The organism is Variovorax sp. HW608 (genome assembly GCF_900090195.1).
In the GTDB taxonomy this organism is placed as follows: domain Bacteria; phylum Pseudomonadota; class Gammaproteobacteria; order Burkholderiales; family Burkholderiaceae_C; genus Variovorax.
This window is the reverse complement of sequence record NZ_LT607803.1, coordinates 4,885,706-4,905,979: the sequence shown is the minus strand read 5'-3', so window position 1 is coordinate 4,905,979 and position 20,274 is coordinate 4,885,706. Positions and strand designations below refer to the sequence as shown.

The 20,274-nt window shown below is 66.2% G+C and carries 19 protein-coding genes; 16 read left to right on the top strand and 3 right to left on the bottom strand.

Annotated elements, in window-relative coordinates; translation table 11 throughout:
* The first annotated feature begins 8 nt into the window (after positions 1-8).
* The 13 genes from VAR608DRAFT_RS23230 (at position 9) to dnaJ (ending at position 13,314) form a co-directional block, all read left to right on the top strand.
* The gene (locus VAR608DRAFT_RS23230; RefSeq protein ID WP_088956211.1) at positions 9-995 is read left to right on the top strand and encodes a TRAP transporter substrate-binding protein; all 987 of its coding nucleotides are present in this window, start codon (positions 9-11) and stop codon (positions 993-995) included.
* A 9-nt stretch (positions 996-1,004) separates the two neighbouring features.
* On the top strand, positions 1,005-1,499 hold the full coding sequence (locus VAR608DRAFT_RS23225) for a TRAP transporter small permease (protein ID WP_088956210.1): 495 nt from the start codon (positions 1,005-1,007) through the stop codon (positions 1,497-1,499).
* The gene (locus tag VAR608DRAFT_RS23220) at positions 1,490-2,842 is read left to right on the top strand and encodes a TRAP transporter large permease (protein ID WP_088956209.1); all 1,353 of its coding nucleotides are present in this window, start codon (positions 1,490-1,492) and stop codon (positions 2,840-2,842) included. Before VAR608DRAFT_RS23225 ends, VAR608DRAFT_RS23220 begins: the two co-directional genes overlap by 10 nt.
* Before the next feature lie 2 nt (positions 2,843-2,844).
* The gene (locus tag VAR608DRAFT_RS23215) at positions 2,845-3,855 is read left to right on the top strand and encodes a lactonase family protein (protein ID WP_088956208.1); all 1,011 of its coding nucleotides are present in this window, start codon (positions 2,845-2,847) and stop codon (positions 3,853-3,855) included.
* A gap of 12 nt (positions 3,856-3,867) precedes the next feature.
* A complete protein-coding gene (garD, locus tag VAR608DRAFT_RS23210) occupies positions 3,868-5,457 on the top strand; it encodes a galactarate dehydratase (RefSeq protein WP_088956207.1) in 1,590 nt (529 codons plus the stop codon).
* Between the two features lie 53 nt (positions 5,458-5,510).
* Complete coding sequence (locus tag VAR608DRAFT_RS23205) at positions 5,511-6,485, top strand: tripartite tricarboxylate transporter substrate binding protein (RefSeq protein WP_088956206.1); 975 nt, start codon at positions 5,511-5,513, stop codon at positions 6,483-6,485.
* A gap of 19 nt (positions 6,486-6,504) precedes the next feature.
* The gene (locus tag VAR608DRAFT_RS23200) at positions 6,505-7,497 is read left to right on the top strand and encodes a Bug family tripartite tricarboxylate transporter substrate binding protein (RefSeq protein WP_088956205.1); all 993 of its coding nucleotides are present in this window, start codon (positions 6,505-6,507) and stop codon (positions 7,495-7,497) included.
* Between the two features lie 83 nt (positions 7,498-7,580).
* The gene (gene asd, locus VAR608DRAFT_RS23195; RefSeq protein WP_088956204.1) at positions 7,581-8,432 is read left to right on the top strand and encodes an archaetidylserine decarboxylase; all 852 of its coding nucleotides are present in this window, start codon (positions 7,581-7,583) and stop codon (positions 8,430-8,432) included.
* Between the two features lie 157 nt (positions 8,433-8,589).
* The gene (locus tag VAR608DRAFT_RS23190; RefSeq protein WP_088956203.1) at positions 8,590-8,919 is read left to right on the top strand and encodes a winged helix-turn-helix transcriptional regulator; all 330 of its coding nucleotides are present in this window, start codon (positions 8,590-8,592) and stop codon (positions 8,917-8,919) included.
* Positions 8,920-9,007: 88 nt separating this feature from the next.
* Positions 9,008-9,358 (top strand): FKBP-type peptidyl-prolyl cis-trans isomerase, encoded by a 351-nt coding sequence (locus VAR608DRAFT_RS23185; protein ID WP_088956202.1) that lies wholly within the window; start codon positions 9,008-9,010, stop codon positions 9,356-9,358.
* 132 nt (positions 9,359-9,490) lie between these two features.
* Complete coding sequence (gene grpE / locus VAR608DRAFT_RS23180) at positions 9,491-10,057, top strand: nucleotide exchange factor GrpE (protein WP_088958933.1); 567 nt, start codon at positions 9,491-9,493, stop codon at positions 10,055-10,057.
* Positions 10,058-10,162: 105 nt separating this feature from the next.
* Positions 10,163-12,097: a molecular chaperone DnaK gene (dnaK, locus tag VAR608DRAFT_RS23175; protein WP_088956201.1), complete on the top strand. Its 1,935-nt coding sequence runs from the start codon at positions 10,163-10,165 to the stop codon at positions 12,095-12,097.
* Between the two features lie 89 nt (positions 12,098-12,186).
* Positions 12,187-13,314, top strand: coding sequence for a molecular chaperone DnaJ (gene dnaJ, locus VAR608DRAFT_RS23170; protein ID WP_088956200.1), 1,128 nt, complete (start codon positions 12,187-12,189; stop codon positions 13,312-13,314).
* Here the strand turns inward: dnaJ and VAR608DRAFT_RS23165 are convergent.
* From VAR608DRAFT_RS23165 to VAR608DRAFT_RS23155, 3 genes are all read right to left on the bottom strand, one after another.
* Positions 13,307-13,999 (bottom strand): molybdate ABC transporter substrate-binding protein, encoded by a 693-nt coding sequence (locus VAR608DRAFT_RS23165; protein WP_088956199.1) that lies wholly within the window; start codon positions 13,997-13,999, stop codon positions 13,307-13,309. The two genes, dnaJ and VAR608DRAFT_RS23165, sit on opposite strands and share 8 nt — an antisense overlap.
* Positions 13,996-14,985 (bottom strand): tripartite tricarboxylate transporter substrate binding protein, encoded by a 990-nt coding sequence (locus VAR608DRAFT_RS23160; protein ID WP_088956198.1) that lies wholly within the window; start codon positions 14,983-14,985, stop codon positions 13,996-13,998. The genes VAR608DRAFT_RS23165 and VAR608DRAFT_RS23160 overlap by 4 nt, the downstream gene beginning before the upstream one ends.
* 155 nt (positions 14,986-15,140) lie before the next feature.
* Positions 15,141-15,800, bottom strand: coding sequence for a FadR/GntR family transcriptional regulator (locus tag VAR608DRAFT_RS23155; protein ID WP_231972933.1), 660 nt, complete (start codon positions 15,798-15,800; stop codon positions 15,141-15,143).
* A gap of 133 nt (positions 15,801-15,933) precedes the next feature.
* On the opposite strand from VAR608DRAFT_RS23155, the gene VAR608DRAFT_RS23150 reads away from it, so the two are divergent.
* The 3 genes from VAR608DRAFT_RS23150 (at position 15,934) to VAR608DRAFT_RS23140 (ending at position 20,249) form a co-directional block, all read left to right on the top strand.
* Positions 15,934-16,803: a fumarylacetoacetate hydrolase family protein gene (locus VAR608DRAFT_RS23150; RefSeq protein WP_088956196.1), complete on the top strand. Its 870-nt coding sequence runs from the start codon at positions 15,934-15,936 to the stop codon at positions 16,801-16,803.
* A gap of 38 nt (positions 16,804-16,841) precedes the next feature.
* Positions 16,842-17,819, top strand: a complete 978-nt coding sequence (locus VAR608DRAFT_RS23145) for a tripartite tricarboxylate transporter substrate binding protein (RefSeq protein WP_088956195.1) — start codon at positions 16,842-16,844, stop codon at positions 17,817-17,819.
* A 507-nt stretch (positions 17,820-18,326) separates the two neighbouring features.
* Positions 18,327-20,249, top strand: a complete 1,923-nt coding sequence (locus VAR608DRAFT_RS23140; protein ID WP_088956194.1) for a PrkA family serine protein kinase — start codon at positions 18,327-18,329, stop codon at positions 20,247-20,249.
* The last annotated feature ends 25 nt before the right edge of the window (positions 20,250-20,274 follow it).

The following is a 20,274-nucleotide window of genomic DNA, read 5'->3' as shown; positions in this document are numbered from 1 at the left end:
GAAGAGACATGAAGACTTCGAACCGCAAACTGCTCAGCCTGATCGCCACCGCCGTGGTTGCGCTCGCCGCCACGCATGCGCAGGCACGCGACTTCCGTTCCGCGGAAGTGCATTCCAAGGATTTCCCGACCAACATGGCGGTGAAGTACATGAGCGACCAGCTGTCGGCCGCGACCGGCGGCAAGGACAAGATCAAGATCTTCGCCGACAGCTCGCTGGGTTCGGAGAAGGACACGGTCGAGCAGGTGAAGATCGGCGCGCTCGACATGGTGCGCGTGAGCAGCGCCTCGTTCCACGGCATCGTGCCGGAGTCGGTGATTCCGTCGCTGCCCTTCCTGTTCCGCGACATCGACCATTTCCGCAAGGTGATGTACGGCCCGACCGGCGACAAGATCCTCGCTTCGTTCGAGAAGGCCGGATTCGTCGGCCTCGCCTTCTACGAAAGCGGCGCGCGCTCGGTGTATGCCAAGAAGCCGATCAAGAACGTGGCCGACATGAAGGGCCTGAAGATCCGCGTGCAGCCCTCGGACCTGATGGTGAGCCTGGTCGGCGCGACGGGCGCATCGCCCACGCCGATGCCGATCGCCGAGGTCTACACCGGCCTCAAGACCGGGCTGGTGGATGCCGCCGAGAACAACTATCCGTCCTACGAGGAAGCCAAGCATTTCGAGGCCGCACCCGTGTATTCGGAAACGATGCACGTGATGACGCCGGAAGTGCTGGTGTTCTCCAAGAAGATTTGGGACACCCTGCCGAAGGAAGAACAGGCGCAGATCCGCAAGGCCGCGAAGGAATCGGTGCCCTACTACGTGAAGCTCTGGGAGCCGCGCGAGAAGGACGCCAAGGCCGCCGTCGTCAAGGGTGGCGCGAAGGTCGTCGCGGCCGCCGACATCGACCGCAAGGCCTTCGTCGAGGTCGAGAAGCCCGTGTGGGACAAGTTCGCCACCACGCCCGAACTCAAGGCGCTGGTGCAGGAAATCGTCGACACCAAGTAATGCGCCGCGATGACCTTGCTAACCCGACTGAACGCGAGGCTCTCGCGTTGGGCGATGTACTTCGCGTGCATCTGCCTGGTGGGCCTGCTGGGCGTGGTGGTCTATGGCGTGGTTCTTCGCTACGCCTTCAATGACGCGCCCGCCTATGTAGAACAGGTCGCACTGCTGCTGGTGGTCTCGGTCGCCATGTTCGGCGCTTCCGCCGGTGTGCGGGACGCCGGGCACATCGGCCTGGATTCGCTGGTGAAGGCGCTGCCCCCGAAGGGGCAGTTCTGGTGCAAGGTCGTCGTCTACGTCCTCACCATCGCCTTCGCCGTGGCGCTCGTCGCCGGCGGCGTGGAGATGGCGACGTCGACGCGCGAGACCACCATCCCGACCCTCGGCATTTCCGAAGCCATCCGCTACCTCCCGGTTCTCGCTGCCGGTGTGCTGATCACGCTGTTTTCCGTCGAGCACCTCGTCTCCCAATTCTCCGGCCACGAGGTCGTTCCATCATGGCATTGACGCTGCTGTCTCTCAGTTTCCTGGTCTTCCTGGTCCTCGGGATGCCGGTCGCGTTCGCGATCGGGCTGAGCTGTCTCCTCACCTTCGCCTATGAAGGCCTGCCCTTCGAGACGGCGATCCAGATGATGGTCTCGGGCATGAACGTGTTCTCGTTCCTGGCCATCCCCTTCTTCATCTTCTCGGGCGAGCTGATGCTGCACGGCGGCATCGCGGACAAGATCGTCGCCTTCGCGCGCAGCCTCGTCGGCCACTGGAAGGGCGGCCTCGGCCTCGCCAACGTGGTCGCCTCGACGCTGTTCGGCGGCGTCTCGGGCTCGCCGGTCGCCGACACCTCGGCCATGGGCGGCGTGCTGATCCCGGTCATGAAGAAGGAGGGCTACAGCGCAGCCTACGCGGTCAACGTCACCACGCATGCGTCGCTCTCGGGCGCGCTGATGCCGACCTCGCACAACATGATCATCTACGCCTTCGCGGCCCAGGCGGCCGTGGGCGAGATCGCCGGGCACGTCATCAAGGGCGTGTCGATCGGCGACCTGATGTTCGCGGGGCTGATTCCGGTCTTCTGGATCATGGTCTGCATGCTGGTCGCCGCCTACTGGCAGGCCGCGAAGTACGGCTATCCGAAGCGCGAGGACGGCAGCACGATGGTCGAGCGTTTCCCGGGCTGGAGCACGGTGGTGCGCACCTTCGTCGCCGCGATCCCCGGATTGCTGGTCATCGCGATCATCCTGTTCTGCGTGATGCAAGGCGTGGCAACGGCCACCGAGGCCGCGGCGATCGCGGTGACCTACTCCCTGCTGCTGACCGTCGTCGTCTACCGCACGATGACCCGGCAGAAGCTGCTCAAGTCGCTGGCCAAGGCCTCCAAGACCACCGGCGTGATCCTGCTGCTGATCGGCGTGTCGAACATGCTGCGCTACCAGATGGCGTACCTGGAGATCCCCGACACGATCGAGGCCGCGCTGCTGGCCGCGACCACGACGCCGTGGCTGATGCTGCTGTACATCAACATCATCCAGATCTTCCTGGGCGTGTTCCTGGACATGGCCGCGCACATCCTCATCACCACGCCGCTGTTCCTTCCGCTGGCCATCCAGATGGGCGTGGGCCCGGTGCAGTTCGGGATGATGCTGCTGCTCAACTGCGCGCTGGGCCTGGTGCATCCGCCGGTGGGCACGGTGCAGTTCATCGGCTGCGCGATCGGCAAGATCTCCATCGGCGAGGCCACGAAGACCGCGTGGCCCTACTACCTGGCGATCTTCATCGCGATCACGCTGGTGACCTACGTGCCTTCGTTCTCGACCTGGCTGCCGTCGATCATCCACGGCCACCCCGTGTTCTGACGATGTTCTGCGTCTACGTCTCGAACGCCGAGAGCGGCGACATCAGCGTCCTGCATCTCGATCCCCGCGAACGCACGCTCGTTGCGGTGCAGACCGTCCAGGTCGGCGGGGAAGTGATGCCGCTCGCATTGAGCCCCGACCGCCGGCGGCTCTACGCCGCGCGGCGCTCGGAGCCGCGCGAGGCGCTGAGCTTCGCGATCGATCCGAGGAACGGCCGGCTCACGCCCCTGGGCGCCGCGCCGCTGCCTCACAGCATGGCCTACATCGCGACCGATCGCACCGGCCGCTACCTGCTCAGTGCCTCGTATGGCGGCAACCAGATCGCGGTCAATGCGATGGACGCCAACGGCGTGGCGCAGGCCACGCAGCAGGTGCTGCCGACCGGCCCGAACGCGCACGCGATCCAGGCCGATCCGTCGAACCGCTTCGTCTTCGCCAGCACGCTGGGCGCGGGCGTCGTCGTGCAGCTTCGCTTCGATGCGGCCAGCGGACAACTGACGCCCAACACGCCACCCACCCTGCAGCCGCACGCGCAGGCCAGCCCCCGTCACTTCGTGTTCAGCCGCGACGCGCGCTTCGTCTACCTGCTGGGCGAACTGGACGGGGCCATCGACGTCCTCGCATTCGATTCGACCACCGGCACGCTGCAACCGCTGCAGACACTCAGTTCGCTGCCCCCAGGCTTCAGCGGCGCCCCGTGGGCGTCCGACCTGCATCTCACGCCCAACGGCCGCTTCCTCTACAGCAGCGAACGGCGCTCCGACACCCTTGCGGCCTTCCGGGTCGATCCCGCGAGCGGCATGCTGACGCTTATCGGCCATGTGCCGACCGAAACGCAGCCGCGCGGCTTCAACATCACGCCGGATGGCCGCTTCCTGATCGCGGCCGGGCAGCGCTCGCATCGGCTGCGCCTGTACGAGATCGACGGGGCGACAGGCGCTCTGCAGGCACTCGCAGAATGCCCTGCGGGCCAGGGGCCCAACTGGGTCGAGAGCATCATGCTCGAGAGCTGAGCAAGAACGTCCATGTCATCCACTTCCGACCGTCCTCCCCTCTTCATCACCATGCACGAGCGCGACAACGTCGCGATCGTGGCCAACGACGGCGGCCTGCCGGCGGGCACCGTCTTCCCATCGGGCCTGACCCTGCGCGAGAAGGTGCCGCAGGCGCACAAGGTCGCGCTGGTCGACATCCCCGAAGGCGGCGAAGTGCGCCGCTACGACGTCGCCATCGGCTATGCGCAGAAGGACATCCCGGCCGGCAGCTGGGTGCACGAGCGGCTCCTGAAGATGCCCGCCGCGCGCGAACTCGAAGGCCTGCCGATCGCCACCGCCCGCCCGCCCGCGATGCCGCCGCTGGAGGGCTTCAGCTTCGAGGGCTTTCGCAACCCGGACGGCTCGGTGGGCACCCGCAACATCCTCGCGATCACCCAGACCGTGCAGTGCGTGGCCGGCGTGACCGAGTTCGCCGTCGATCGCATCAAGAAAGAGCTGCTGCCCAGGTTCCCGAACGTCGATGACGTCGTTGCCCTGGAGCACAGCTACGGCTGCGGCGTGGCCATCGATGCACCCGATGCGGTCATTCCGATCCGCACGCTGCGCAACATCAGCCTCAACCCCAACTTCGGCGGCGAGGTGATGGTGGTGAGCCTGGGCTGCGAGAAGCTCCAGCCCGAACGGCTGCTGCCGCCCGGCAGCATCCCGCTGGTCGACGAGCGCAACGTCGCCGACGTGGGCGACAGTGCCGACAGCCAGCTCGACGTGGTCTGCCTGCAGGACGAGGCGCACGTGGGCTTCATGTCGATGATCGATTCGATCATGCGGCAGGCCGAGGAGCACCTGGAACGCCTGAATGCAAGGCAGCGCGAAACCGTGCCCGCGAGCGAACTCGTGGTCGGTGTCCAGTGCGGCGGCAGCGATGCGTTCTCGGGCGTCACCGCCAACCCGGCCGTGGGCTTCTGCACCGACCTCCTGGTGCGCGCAGGTGCCACCGTGATGTTCTCCGAAGTCACCGAGGTGCGCGACGGCATCGACCAGCTCACCGCGCGCGCGACCACGCCCGAAGTCGCCGAGGCGATGATCCGCGAGATGGCCTGGTACGACGCCTACCTGGACAAGGGCCGGGTGGACCGCAGCGCCAACACCACGCCGGGCAACAAGAAGGGCGGCCTCTCCAACATCGTGGAGAAGGCGATGGGCTCGATCGTCAAGTCCGGCAGCGCGCCGATCTCGGGCGTGATCTCGCCGGGCGAGAAGGCGAGGCAGAAGGGCCTGATCTACGCGGCGACGCCGGCCAGCGACTTCATCTGCGGCACGCTGCAGGTGGCCGCGGGCATCAACCTGCATGTGTTCACCACCGGCCGCGGCACGCCTTATGGCCTGGCCGAGGTGCCGGTGATCAAGGTCGCCACGCGCAGCGACCTGGCGCGGCGCTGGCATGACCTGATGGACGTGAACGCGGGACGCATCGCCGACGGTGAAGTCACCATCGAGGAGGTGGGCTGGGAGCTGTTCCGCCTCATGCTCGAAGTCGCCAGCGGCAGGAAGAAGACCTGGGCCGAGCAGTGGAAGCTGCACAACGCGCTGGTGCTGTTCAATCCGGCGCCGGTGACCTGAGGGATGCCCTGAGCCCGGTTCGCCTTTTCATCGACAACAACGGAGACCAAGACTTGAAAACGACTTTCCTGCGCGGCGCGGCTGCGATCTCGGCGCTGGCGGCCCTCTCGCTCGGGCTCGCGGCACCGGCCGCGGCCGAGACGGACTTCCCCAACCGCACGATCGAGCTCGTGGTGCCCTACCAGCCCGGCGGCGGCACCGACGGCCTCGCGCGCACCTTCGCGGACGCGAGCCGCAAGCACATGTCGCAGAGCATGGTCGTCGTGAACCGCGCGGGCGCGGGCGGCGCGATCGGGTGGACCGAGGTCATCAACGCCAAGCCCGACGGCTACAAGCTCGCGGTGCTCACGGTCGAGCTGCTGACCTTGCCGCACCTCGGCCTGGCCAAGTTCAACTACGACGACTTCCAGCCGATCGCGCAGCTCAATGCCGATCCGGCGGCGATCACGGTCAAGGCCGATGCGCCGTGGAACACGATCGAGGAATTCCTCGCGGCCGCGAAGAAGAGTCCCGAAAGCGTGCGCGTCGGCAATTCGGGCAATGGCTCGATCTGGCATCTCGCCGCGGCGGCGCTGGAGGACAAGACCGGCGCCAAGTTCGGCCACATCCCGTTCCAGGGCGCGGCGCCCGCGGTGCTGGCGCTGCTCGGCGGGCACATCGAGGCGGTTGCCGTGAGCCCGGCCGAGGTCTCGACCTACGTGCAGTCCGGCAAGCTCAAGATGCTGATGGTCATGGCAGACCAGCGCGTGAAGGGCTTCGAGAAAGTGCCGACCGCCAAGGAGCGTGGCATCGATGTCTCGATCGGCACCTGGCGCGGGCTCGGCGCGCCGAAGAACACGCCGCCCGAAGTGATGGCCAAGCTGCGCGAGATCACGGCCAAGACCGCCGCCGAGCCCGTGATGCGCGAGGCGATGGACAAGCTGAACCTCGGCTACGCCTACACCGACGGCGCGGCCTTCAAAGAGACGCTGGCCAGGGACAACGCCTACTACAAGGACCTGATCGCCAAGCTCAACATCAAGCCCTGAGGCCCCTGGAGACCCATTCATGCAACGCCGCACCCTCATCCACACCGCGCTCGCCTCCCTGGCCGGCGCCCTGCCCTCATTGCCCGCATTCGCGCAGTCCGCGTGGCCGACCGGCAAGACGATCACCTACATGGTGCCCTTCCCTGCCGGCGGTACCACCGACGTGCTCGCGCGGCTCATCGGACAGAAGCTCGGCTCCGCGCTCGGCACCACCGTGGTGGTGGACGACCGGGGCGGCGCGGGCGGCAGCATCGGCTCGGAGATCGCTTCCCGCGCCGCGCCGGACGGCTTCACCCTGCTGGGCGGCACGATCAGCTCGCACGCGATCAACGTCAGCCTCTATCCGAAGATCGGCTACGACCCGCTGAAGTCCTTCGCACCGGTGACGCTGATCGGCACCAATCCGGTGGTGCTGGTGGTCAACCACGCGAGCCCGTACAAGACGCTGAAGGACGTGCTCCAAGCCGGCAAGGCCAAGCCAGGCGGCCTGTCGTCGGCCTCGGCCGGCACCGGCACCTCGCAGCATCTCGCGCTCGAGCTGCTGGCGTACAAGTCCGGCGTGAAGTTCACGCACATCCCCTACAAGGGCAGCGGCCCGGCGATCCAGGACGTGATCGGCGGGCAGGTGGACATGATGTTCGACACCACCGTCGTCGCGGGCCCGCACATCCAGAGCGGCAAGCTGCGCGCGATCGCGGTGACCTCTGCCAAGCGCCTGCCCTCGATGCCCGACGTGCCCACCGTCGCCGAATCGGGCATTCCGGGCCTCACGAACTTCGAGGTGCTGTCGTGGCAGGCGATCTTCGTGCCCGCGGGCACGCCGGCGCCGGTCATCGACCGGCTCCACAAGGAGATCCGCACGATCCTCGCGGAGCCCGACATGCAGGAGAAACTCAAGAGCTTCGGCATGCAGCCGGCCGACATGACGACCACACAGATCGCGGCCTTCCAGAAGGCCGAGGTCGAGAAGTGGGCGCAGGTCATCAAGGCCGCAAACATCAAGCCGGATTGAGGCGGCACGGGCCGCCCGGTGGACGGCCCGGCCGGTTCCAGGCCGATCGATAGAATCGCCCACCGCCCCAGCCGAGAACGCCCTTGTCCGACCGCCTTGCCGTCCTGCCGCAATACCTGATCCCGAAGCAGGCATTGACCTCGTTTGCGGGATGGGTCGCGGGCAAGGAGCGCGGCGCGCTCACGACCTGGATCATCCGGCGCTTCGTCGCCAAGTACGGCGTCGACATGAGCGAGGCCCTAGCCAGCGACGTCGCGAGCTACCGTAGCTTCAACGAGTTCTTCACGCGCGCTCTCAAGCCCGGCGCACGGCCGATCGCCGATGCCGACCTCGTGGCGCCGGTCGACGGCGCGATCAGCCAGTTCGGCCCGATCGAGGGCGATCAGATCTTCCAGGCCAAGGGACACAGCTACTCGACCACCGCGCTGGTCGGCGGCGACGCGGCGCTCGCCGAGCGTTTCGAGCAGGGCAGCTTCGCGACCCTCTACCTGAGTCCGCGGGACTATCACCGCATCCACATGCCCTGCGACGGCCGCCTGCTGCGCATGACCTACGTGCCGGGCGACCTGTTCTCGGTCAACCCGGTGACGGCGCGCGGCGTGCCCGGCCTCTTCGCGCGCAACGAACGCGTGGTGTGCGTCTTCGAGTCGGCGCGCGGACCGTTCGTGCTGGTGCTCGTGGGCGCGACCATCGTCGGCAGCATGGCGACGGTGTGGCACGGCGTGGTCAACCCGCCGCGCCCGGGCGAGATCCGCGAATGGCGCTACGACGACCAGCAGGTCATGCTGAAAAAGGGCGAGGAAATGGGCCGCTTCCTGCTCGGCTCGACGGTGGTCCTGCTGTTTCCTTCCCCGCCGGTGGCCTTCAATCCGGACTGGGCGCCTGCACGCCCCATCCGCCTCGGCGAAAGCATGGCCAATTACGCAGCAGCTTGAACTCGCGCGCCCACAGCCCGCAGCCTGCCTGCCTTCTCAGCTATTAAAGTTGTAGCAATCGACCTTCTGGGCTATAGTCGCCGCCCGGCTCGTGGGGTCACGAGCCTGTCACAAGAAGAAAGTGGCCGCGCCGGCTGCCGTGTTCCCGAGGAGTCTGATGTCGACGAGTGGCAAGGAAAACGCAGCGATCAGCCAGTTGCTCGCGTTGCTGGAAGCGCGATACGCGCTGCGCGTCCTCTGGGCCTTGCGCGATGGTCATGCCCAGACCTTCCGCCTGCTGCAGGACAGCGTCGGCGGCATCACCCCGAACACGCTCAACACCCGCATCAAGGAGCTGCGTGAAGCCGGCCTCGTCAGCCATGGCCACGAGGGATACAGCCTGACGCTGAGCGGGCAGGACCTGCTCAAGCGGCTCTCGGACCTGCAGGCCTTCGCCGCGAAATGGCAACAGGGCCAGGCCAGGAAAACGCCCGCGCCGGCACCCTAGGACGGGCCGACGGCGCCGCGGCCTGCAGAGCGCCCCCCTGGCCTCGTTAAACTGCGCGGTTTCCTCCCACTTTCCACAGGAGCGCACCATGCCCACCACCCCCTCCGGCCTGCAGTACGAAGACACCACGGTCGGCGACGGCGCCGAAGCCAAGCCTGGCCAGCACGTGCATGTGCACTACACCGGCTGGCTCTACAACGACGGCGTGCAAGGCGCCAAGTTCGACTCCAGCCGCGACCGCAACGACCCCTTCGCCTTCTCGCTCGGCGCCGGCCAGGTCATCAAGGGCTGGGACGAAGGCGTCGCCGGCATGAAGATCGGCGGCAAGCGCACCCTGATCATTCCGCCGTCGCTCGGCTATGGCGCGCGCGGCGCCGGCGGCGTGATTCCGCCGAACGCCACCCTCAAGTTCGACGTCGAGCTGCTCGACGCCCACTGACCGGCTCCGCGGAGCCGATGAAATGCGCCGTTTTCCGGCGCTTTTTTTCTTGAAAACCCGGCGGCAGACCCCAGTTGGCTGCTTGTCGTTCGTTTTTCGTTGATTTCCGGCTTGGTCGCCGGCATTTTGAGCATGTCAGACCCGCAAAACACCCAACCGAATCCCGAGACCCTGCAGAACCAGCCCAGCCCTGAAGAGCTGGAGGCTGCACAGGCCGCCAACGAAGCCGATGCGCTGGCGGCGGCCCAGGCCGAGATCGCGGCATTGCAGGCCAAGAACGCCGAACTGGCCGACCAGTTCCTGCGCGCGCAAGCCGATGTTCAGAACGCCCGCCGCCGCGCCGACGAGGAGGTCAGCAAGGGCCGCAAGTTCGCGATCGAAGGCTTCGCCGAGAGCCTGCTGCCCGTGCTGGACAGCCTCGAAGCCGGCCTCGCGGCGCAGGACGCCTCGGTCGAGCACCTGCGCGAAGGCACCGAAGCCACGCTGCGCCAGCTCAAGAGCGCGCTGGAGCGCAACAAGGTCATCGAGATCGCGCCGCCGGCGGGCAGCAAGTTCGACCCGCACCTGCACCAGGCGATCTCCATGGTCCCGGTTCCCGGGCAGGAACCCAACACCGTCGCCAACGTGCTGCAGAAGGGCTACACGATCGCCGACCGCATCCTGCGCCCGGCCCTCGTCACGGTCAGCAGCCCGAGCTGAAAGCCAACAGGAAACCCACAGGAAAACCCCAGCCGATCCCTTGAATCGCACGGGGTTATCCACAAGTTCACAACAACCTCATTTCAGATCCCCAGGAGCAACAACATGGCCAAAATCATCGGCATCGACCTCGGCACCACGAACTCGTGCGTGGCGATCATGGAAGGCAACACCACGCGCGTGATCGAGAACTCCGAAGGCGCGCGTACGACGCCCTCGATCGTGGCGTACCAGGAAGACGGTGAAGTGCTGGTCGGCGCCTCGGCCAAGCGCCAGGCGGTCACGAACCCCAAGAACACCATCTACGCTGTCAAGCGCCTGATCGGCCGCAAGTTCGAAGAGAAGGAAGTCCAGAAGGACATCGACCTGATGCCCTACAGCATCACCAAGGCCGACAACGGTGACGCCTGGGTCGAAGTGCGCAGCAAGAAGCTCGCGCCGCCGCAGATCAGCGCCGAAATCCTGCGCAAGATGAAGAAGACCGCCGAGGACTATCTCGGCGAGACCGTGAGCGAAGCGGTGATCACCGTGCCGGCCTACTTCAACGACAGCCAGCGCCAGGCCACCAAGGACGCCGGCCGCATCGCGGGCCTGGACGTCAAGCGCATCATCAACGAGCCGACCGCTGCCGCGCTGGCCTTCGGCCTCGACAAGCAGGACAAGGCCGACCGCAAGATCGCGGTGTATGACCTCGGCGGCGGCACCTTCGACATCTCGATCATCGAGATCGCCGACGTGGACGGCGAAAAGCAGTTCGAAGTGCTGTCGACCAACGGCGACACCTTCCTCGGCGGCGAGGACTTCGACCAGCGAGTGATCGACTACATCATTTCCGAGTTCAAGAAGGAACAGGGCGTCGACCTCTCCAAGGACGTGCTCGCGCTGCAGCGCCTGAAGGAAGCGGCCGAGAAGGCCAAGATCGAGCTGTCGAACAGCGCCGCGACCGACATCAACCTGCCCTACATCACGGCCGATGCCTCGGGTCCGAAGCACCTGAACATCAAGCTCACCCGCGCCAAGCTCGAGAGCCTGGTGGACGACCTGATCGAGCGCACCATCGCGCCCTGCCGCACCGCGATCAAGGATGCCGGCGTTTCCGTGTCGGACATCAGCGACGTGATCCTGGTCGGCGGCCAGACCCGCATGCCCAAGGTGCAGGACAAGGTCAAGGAGTTCTTCGGCAAGGACCCGCGCAAGGACGTGAACCCGGACGAAGCCGTGGCCGTCGGCGCCGCCATTCAAGGCCAGGTGCTCTCGGGCGACCGCAAGGACGTGCTGCTCCTGGACGTGACCCCGCTGTCGCTCGGCATCGAGACGATGGGCGGCGTGATGACCAAGATGATCACCAAGAACACCACGATCCCGACGAAATTCGCCCAGACCTTCTCGACCGCCGAAGACAACCAGCCGGCCGTGACCATCAAGGTGTTCCAGGGCGAGCGCGAAGTCGCAGCGGGCAACAAGCTGCTCGGCGAATTCAACCTCGAAGGCATTCCGCCGGCATCGCGCGGCACGCCGCAGATCGAGGTCAGCTTCGACATCGACGCCAACGGCATCCTGCACGTCGGCGCCAAGGACAAGGGCACCGGCAAGGAAAACAAGATCACCATCAAGGCGAACTCGGGCCTGTCGGAAGACGAGATCCAGAAGATGGTGAAGGACGCCGAGCTCAACGCGGCCGAGGACAAGAAGAAGGTCGAGCTCGCCCAGGCGCGCAACCAGGGCGAAGCCATGGTCCACAGCGTGAAGAAGTCGCTGGGCGAACACGGCGCGAGCCTGGATGCCGGCGAAAAGGAAAAGATCGAAGCCGCGATCAAGGCCGTCGAGGACGTGCTCAAGGGCGAGGACAAGTCCGCGATCGAGGAAAAGACCAACGCGCTGATGGCCGCGAGCCAGAAGCTCGGCGAGAAGATGTACGCCGACGCGCAGGCGGCGGCCGGCGCGGCCGGTGCCGCGGCTGGCGCCGGCGCCGAAGCCGCGAGCGCTGCGGCGGACGACAACGTGGTCGACGCCGAAGTGAAGGAAGTCAAGAAGGGCTGATTCGCTCGCCCTGACACGAGGCTGGGTCACCCGAAGGTGATCCAGCCTTTTCCGCTTCCTGACCCCGCCTCCTCTCGACCTGCCTCACCATGGCCACCAAACGCGACTACTACGAAACCCTCGGCGTCCCGAAGAACGCAAGCGACGAGGAAATCAAGAAGGCTTATCGCAAGCTCGCGATGAAGCACCATCCCGACCGCAACCACGGGGACTCCAAGGACGCCGAGGCCAAGTTCAAGGAGGTCAAGGAAGCCTACGAAATGCTGTCGGACGGCCAGAAGCGCGCGGCCTACGACCAGTACGGCCACGCCGGCGTCGACCCGAACATGCGCGGCCCCGGTGCCGAAGGCTTCGGCGGCTTCGCGGAGGCGTTCGGCGACATCTTCGGCGACGTGTTCGGTGCGCGCGGCGGCGGTCGCGGTGGTCGGCAGGTCTACCGCGGCAGCGACCTGAGCTATGCGATGGAGATCACGCTCGAGGAAGCCGCCGAGGGCAAGGACGCCCAGATCCGCATCCCGAACTGGGACGACTGCGCGACCTGCAAGGGCAGCGGCGCCAAGCCGGGCACCAAGCCGATCACCTGCACCACCTGCCACGGCCAGGGCGCGGTCCAGATGCGCCAGGGCTTCTTCAGCGTGCAGCAGACCTGCCCGACCTGCCATGGTTCGGGCAAGATCATTCCGGAGCCGTGCACCACCTGCCACGGCCAGGGCAAGATCAAGAACAACAAGACGCTGGAAGTGAAGATCCCGGCCGGCATCGACGACGGCATGCGCATCCGCAGCAGCGGCAACGGCGAGCCCGGCACCAACGGGGGCCCGCCCGGCGATCTCTATATAGAGATCCGCCTCAAGAAGCATGAGATCTTCGAGCGCGACGGCGACGACCTGCACTGCGTGGTGCCGGTCAGCATCACGATCGCGGCGCTCGGCGGCGAGATCAGCGTGCCGACGCTCAAGGGACCGGCGGCGATCGACATTCCTGACGGCACGCAGAGCGGCAAGCAGTTCCGCCTGCGCGGCAAGGGCATCAAGGGCGTACGGTCGAGCTATCCCGGCGACCTGTACTGCCACGTGCGCGTGGAAACCCCGGTCAAGCTCACCGAGCACCAGCGCAAGCTGCTGAAGGAACTCGACGAGTCGCTCAAGAAGGGCGGCGACAAGCACAGCCCGACCGACAAGGGCTGGTTCGACAAGGCGAAGGAGTTCTTCAGCTGAGCTCGAAGCCGCCCTGCGCTCGCAGGCTGCGCGAGGTCGGCCCGGCCAGGAGCGCCACGAAGCGCTGGGCCAGCGCCGGATTGCGCGCCGTCGCGCTCACTGCGGCCGTGTAGACCGTCGCGAGTTCGAAAGCCTCCGGCAGGGGCCCGGCCAGCGCGACGCCGGGCGTGTACCTGATTTCGGTGATCTGGGTGCAGCCGATCGCGCCGCGGCGCGATTCCGCCGCCAGTTCGCGCATGGCGGTGGCGCCGTTCGGAAAGGTGCGAAGCCGCGCCGCGACGTTGCTGGCGATGCCCAGCTTCGCCAGCACCGACGCGAAATGGATGCCGGCCGTGGAGCGCTGCGCATCGGGAAAATAGATCGCGCTCGCGGCCAGCAGGCTCGCCCTCAGCGCCTCGGGCGTCGAGATCGCGGGCACCGGATCGCCCGTGCGGACCGCGATGCCGGTGCGCACACGGCCGAGCGCTGCTTCCGAATCGACGATCAGCCGTCTTTCGTTCTGGAGTTCGGCCACCATCGGCGCAGTGACGATCATCACGTCGCACGGCTCGCCGGCCAGCAGGGCCTCCTTCATCGCGCCCACCGCGCCGAAGCGCCCTTCGACCTTGGCGCCGGTCAGCTCCAGGAAAACGCCCTGCAAGGCCTTGACCAGGCCCTGGGCAGCGCCCGCACAAAGAATATTCATTGGTCAGCCTTCGCGCCGGAGATCTTGACGATGCGCGCCCACTTGGCGATGTCGTCGTTCATGTAACGGGTGAAATCGGCAACATTCATCGTCATCGGCGTCGCGCCCTGCGCCTTCCAGGCGCGGACCACGTCCGGGTTCGATGCGATCCCGACCACTTCCGCGTTGAGGCGCTCGACGATCGCGGGCGGCGTGCCCTTCGGCGCCATCAGGCCCAGCCAGATCGTGGCTTCGTACCCGGACACACCGGCCTCGTCGACCGTCGGCACGTCCGGCATCACGGCCGAGCGCGCGAGGCCGGTGGTCGCCATGGCCTTCACCCTGCCGGCGCGGACGTGCTCGGCCATGGTCGGCACCGCGTCGAACATCATGTCGACCTGGCCGCCGAGCACGTCGGTGCGCGCGCCGGCGCTGCCGCGGTACGGGATGTGCAGGATCGACACGCCCGCCATCGCCTTGAAGAGCTCGCCGGCCATGTGGTAGGGCGTTCCGGGGCCGGACGAGGCGTAGGTCAGCGCCCCGGGGCGGGACTTCGCCATCGCGATCAGCTGCCCCAGGTTGTCCACCGGCAGGCCGCTGCGCGTCACGAGCACCAGATCGGAATAGTTGATCGCCGCGACCGGCGTGAGGTCGCGCATGAGCTGATACGGCTTGTTCGGGATCAGCGACTCGTTGACTGTCTGCGCGTTGGACATCAGGAGCAGCGTGTAGCCGTCCGGCGGGCTCTTGGCGGCGGCATCGGTGCCGATCACCGAGCCGGCGCCGGGGCGGTTGTCCACCACGAAACCCTGGCCCAGCGCTTCCTGCAGCCGGTTGGCGACGACACGCGCATACACGTCCGCCGGGCCGCCTGCGGCAAACGGCACGATGACCCGCACCGGACGGGTCGGATAGTCCTGCGCCACGGCCCATGGGGCGGCCGCCGCCAGTGCCGCGGCGATCCAGGCGCGAAGCGCCGGCCGCGCACGCTGAACCCAATGCGTCATTCCTTTTGTCTCCGGATCTGGGGTGGGTGGTCCCGCCCCTATTGGTATCGATTGGTATGTAAAACTTCCAATTGCGTACCAATATAGCGAGCCCCCGCACGGGGGTCAATGCGGGGCCGGGTTAGTCCGCAAGAGGATGTGGCGCGGGCGCCAATTCAGTAGCCCAGCAGGTTGCGCCGCACATGCACCAGGTGCCCGAGGCAGAGCTCGGCGGCGCGGGCGCTGTCGCGGTCCTTCAGCGCCGCCACCAGTTCGCGATGCTCGCGCTGGTATTCGAGCCGGCGCTCCGGCGTGGCGCTGCGGCGCTTGAGCATGCCCCACTCGCTTTGCGCCCGGACCTCGTTCATGCGCTGGAACACGGTGGAGATGAAGCTGTTGTGCGCGGCATCGGCGATCGCCTCGTGCAGCCTGCCGTCCCACAGCTCGAATTCCTCGAGGGTCGCGGCCGCCTCGCTCTTGTCGCAGCACTGATCCATCCTGTCGAAATCCGCCGCCGTCGCATTGCCGATCACCATGGCGATGATCGCTGGCTCCAGCACCAGGCGCGCGCTCATGAGTTCCGCCGGACTGGTCGCGAGCGGCGATGTGCCGCTCGCGATGTCCGCCAGCGCGCGCCCGACGTCGTGGCTGACGTAGGTGCCGCTGCCGACGGTCTGCGTGATCAGCCCTCGGGTCTTCAGGTCACCGAGCACCCGCCGCACGGTCGAGCGGCTGAGCCCGAACTGCCCACAGAGCTCGCGCTCGGTGGGCAACCGGTGTCCGGCACGCCAGGCGCGCGACTTCAGGTTCTCGAGGATCGCTTCCCGCAGGGTCAAGGCACTGTGCACGTTGGGCGCAAGAGGATGAGTTGGTGGGCGCACCGATCGTATCAATGTCAGTGCAGGGCCTGGCTCTATTGTGCACTTGGTATCCGATTGGTAGCATTTGGTCGGTCAACAGGAGATCATTTTGCGCATTGCCACCTATCAGCACCAAGGCCGCCGCCAGGTCGGCCTCGTCTCGGCCGACGGCCAGACGGTGTCGCCGTTCCAGATCGAAGCATCGCGCACCCGCCGTGGTGCGCTCTCACTCATCGAGGCGCAGGCCGCCGGCGAATCGCTGCCCGCCACCGGCCAGCCCGTGCCGCTGGGCGCCGTCCGGCTCGAAGCGCCACTGCCCATGCAGCGCCGCAACATCTTCTGCGTGGGACGCAACTACCACGCGCACGCCAAGGAGCTGTCGGGTTCGGTCTTCAGGAACAGCGCCGCCAAGGTCGATTCATGGCCGATCGTCTTCACGAAGGTGCCCGAATGCGTGATCGGCCCGAACGACGAGGTGCGCCTGCCCGGCGAGGCGATCTCGGCGCAGATCGACTACGAGGCCGAACTCGCCGTTGTGATCGGCAAGCCGGGCCGCAACATCACGCGCGAAGACGCCATGTCGCACGTGTTCGGCTACACCATCGTCAACGACGTGACCGCGCGCGATGTGCAGATGCGGCACCAGCAGTGGGATCTGGGCAAGTCCTTCGACACCTTCTGCCCGATGGGTCCGTGGGTCGTCACCGCCGACGAACTCGACGGCACCCGAACCCGGGTGCGCTGCTGGGTCAATGGCGAACCGCGCCAGGACGGCCGGACCACCGACCTGATCTTCGACATCCCGACGCTGATCGAAACCTGCTCGCGCGGCATCACGCTGAACGCCGGCGACGTGATCGCGACCGGCACGCCGGCCGGCGTCGGCATGGGCCTCACGCCGCCCCAGTACCTCAAGTCGGGCGACGTGGTCCGCATCGAGATCGACGGCCTGGGCGTGCTGGAAAACCGGTTCGTCTGAAGCTCGCCCCCGAACACGACAAGACGGAGACAACATCCATGAACGCATCACGACGCACGCTGCTGCAGGCCGCGCTGCTCGCGGCCGCCGGCTGCGCCGCGGCGCCCGGCGCGCTGGCCCAGAACAACTGGCCCGAAAGGCCGATCACGATGGTCGTGCCCTTCCCCCCCGGCGGCGTCGCCGACACGGTGGCCCGGCCGGTGGCCGAGGCCCTGTCGCGCGAACTCAGGCAGCCGGTGGTCGTCGACAACAAGGCGGGTGCCGGCGGCGCCGTCGGGATCGGCTTCGTCGCCCGGGCGCCCGCGGACGGTTACACGGTGCTGCTGAGCCTGTCGTCGATTTCGATCCTCCCCGAAGCCGACGCCATCCTGGCCCGCAAGCCCGCCTACCAGATGAACCAGTTCAAGCCGATCGCGCGTTTCACCGCCGACCCGACCGTGCTGGTGGTGCGCGCCGACGCACCGTGGAAGACGCTGGCCGAGTTCATCGCCGACGCGCGCACCAAACCGGGCACCTACAACTACGGCAGTTCCGGCAACTACGGAACCATGCACGTGCCGATGGAGATGCTGAAGAACGCCGCCGGCTTCCGCATGACCCACATTCCGTACACCGGCGCCGGGCCGGCGGTGATGGCGCTGCTCGCCGGCCAGGTGGATGCGGTGGCCGGCGGACCGGCCACCGTGGTGCAGCAGATCCAGGCCGGCAAGCTGCGGGCGCTCGCGCACTGGGGCGATCAGCCGCTCGCCGCACTGCCCAGCCTGCAGCAGGCCGGCTTCGACGTGAAGTTCGCGCAGTGGTCGGGGCTCTTCGTTCCGGCCGGGACGCCGGACGAGGTGATTCGCAAGCTCCGGGCCGCCTCCGCCAGGGTCGCGGCGGACCCGGCCGTGGCGCAGGTGATCGAAAAGGCCGGCAGTCCGCTCGCCTACCTCGATGCGCCCGCGTTCCAGGCCTACTGGAACGCGGATGCGGCCACCATGACGGAAGCGGTCCGGAAGATCGGCAAGGTCGAGTGAGCGCGATGCAGGGCCGCGGCTCGGACCGGAAAGAAAAAAGCGGCCCATCGGCCGCTTTTTTGTGTCGCGCCGCCGCATAAGAATATGCAGAGTCATTGTCGCGCAATTCGCGCTTATTCGTATGCCGCACGGACGCGTCGCGCGTTTCGATTGGAATAGAGCCTCAGGGAATATGGAAAGAACCGACAGGTGCAGACGACGAATCCCGACACGTGCAGGCCCCCTGTGCGCACGACGATGGCGGCAGCAAGCCCATCGTGCATGTCAGGGTTACCGAACGAGTTCACGATGCCCCCAACTTTTGCGCTGAACTTTCAATCTTCGTGTGGTTCTTATCCCAAAAGCAATTTGCTCGACGCCCTGTTTGTTCTATGCTGAGAGCCAAGTACCTGCTTGAGGAGTGAATCCGAAGCGTGCACACATCACCTGGCACCATTCCTGCGAACGATGCAACGTGTGCAGCACGGAGACTCCGGGCAGCGCCCCGCTGACTCGATGGAGGTGTCTATGGATGTCATCAGTAACTTCGCGGCTCGTTACGAACGTACGCGCGAAGAGGTCCTGTCCTTGCAGGAGTACCTGGAAATCTGCAAGCGGGAGCCATTGGCGTACGCGACCGCGGCCGAGCGCATGCTCAAGGCCATCGGTGAGCCGGAGCTGGTGGATACGCGCAACCACCCCCGTCTGTCGCGGATCTTCGCCAACAAGGTCATCAAGATCTATCCGGCGTTCCGCGAGTTCTACGGCATGGAAGATGCCATCGAGCAGGTGGTTTCGTACTTCCGCCACGGCGCGCAGGGCCTCGAGGAAAAGAAACAGATCCTCTATCTGCTCGGACCGGTGGGCGGCGGCAAGAGCTCGATCGCCGAGCGCCTCAAGCAGCTCATGGAGCACGTGCCGTTCTATTCGATCAAGGGCTCGCCGGTGAACGAATCGCCGCTCGGTCTCTTCGACGAGGCCGAAGACGGCGAGATCCTCGAAAAGGAGTACGGGATCCCGCGCCGCTACCTGCAGCGCATCCTCTCGCCCTGGGCCGTGAAGCGGCTCGAGGAGTACGGCGGCGACATCCGCCAGTTCCAGGTCGTCAAGCGCTACCCCTCGGTGCTGCGGCAGATCGCGGTCGCCAAGACCGAGCCCGGCGACGAGAACAACCAGGACATCTCCTCGCTGGTCGGCAAGATCGACATCCGCAAGCTCGAGGACTATGCGCAGGACGACCCGGACGCCTACGCCTACTCCGGCGGCCTGTGCCTGGCGAACCAGGGCCTGCTCGAGTTCGTCGAAATGTTCAAGGCGCCGATCAAGGTGCTGCACCCGCTGCTCACGGCCACCCAGGAAGGCAACTTCAAGGGCACCGAGGGCTTCGGCGCGATTCCGTTCGACGGCATCGTCCTCGCGCACAGCAACGAGAGCGAGTGGAAGACCTTCCGCAACAACAAGAACAACGAGGCCTTCCTCGACCGGATCTACATCGTCAAGGTGCCCTACTGCCTGCGCGTCTCGGAAGAGATCAAGATCTACGAGAAGCTGGTGCGCAACTCCTCGCTGTCGCACGCCCCCTGCGCGCCCGGCACGCTGCGCATGATGGCGCAGTTCTCGGTGCTCACGCGCCTGAAGGAGCCCGAGAACTCCAGCATCTTCAGCAAGATGCAGGTCTACGACGGCGACAACCTCAAGGACACCGACCCCAAGGCGAAGTCCATCCAGGAGTACCGCGACTACGCGGGTGTCGACGAGGGCATGAGCGGCGTCTCCACGCGCTTCGCGTTCAAGATCATCTCGAAGGTCTTCAACTTCGACAGCAGCGAGATCGCGGCCAATCCGGTGCACCTGATGTACGTGCTCGAGCAGCAGATCGAACGCGAGCAGTTCGCGCCCGAATCCGAGCAGAAGTACCTGTCCTATATCAAGGAGCTGATCGCCCCGCGCTACGCCGAGTTCATCGGCAAGGAGATCCAGACGGCGTACCTCGAGAGCTACTCGGAGTACGGCCAGAACATCTTCGACCGCTACGTCACCTACGCCGACTACTGGATCCAGGACCAGGAATACCGCGACCAGGACACCGGCGAGGTGTTCGACCGCAGCTCGCTCAACGCCGAGCTCGAAAAGATCGAGAAGCCCGCGGGCATCAGCAATCCCAAGGACTTCCGCAACGAAATCGTCAATTTCGTGCTGCGCGCTCGCGCCGGCAACGCAGGCAAGAACCCGCTGTGGACGAGCTATGAGAAGCTGCGCACGGTGATCGAGAAGAAGATGTTCTCGAACACCGAGGAGCTGCTGCCCGTCATCAGCTTCAACGCCAAGAGCAGCGCCGACGAGCTCAAGAAGCACGAGGATTTCGTCAATCGCATGGTGCAGAAGGGCTACACCGCCAAACAGGTGCGGCTGCTGTGCGAGTGGTATCTACGCGTACGCAAGAGCTCATGATGAGCGAGTGAAGGAGGTCCGGCCG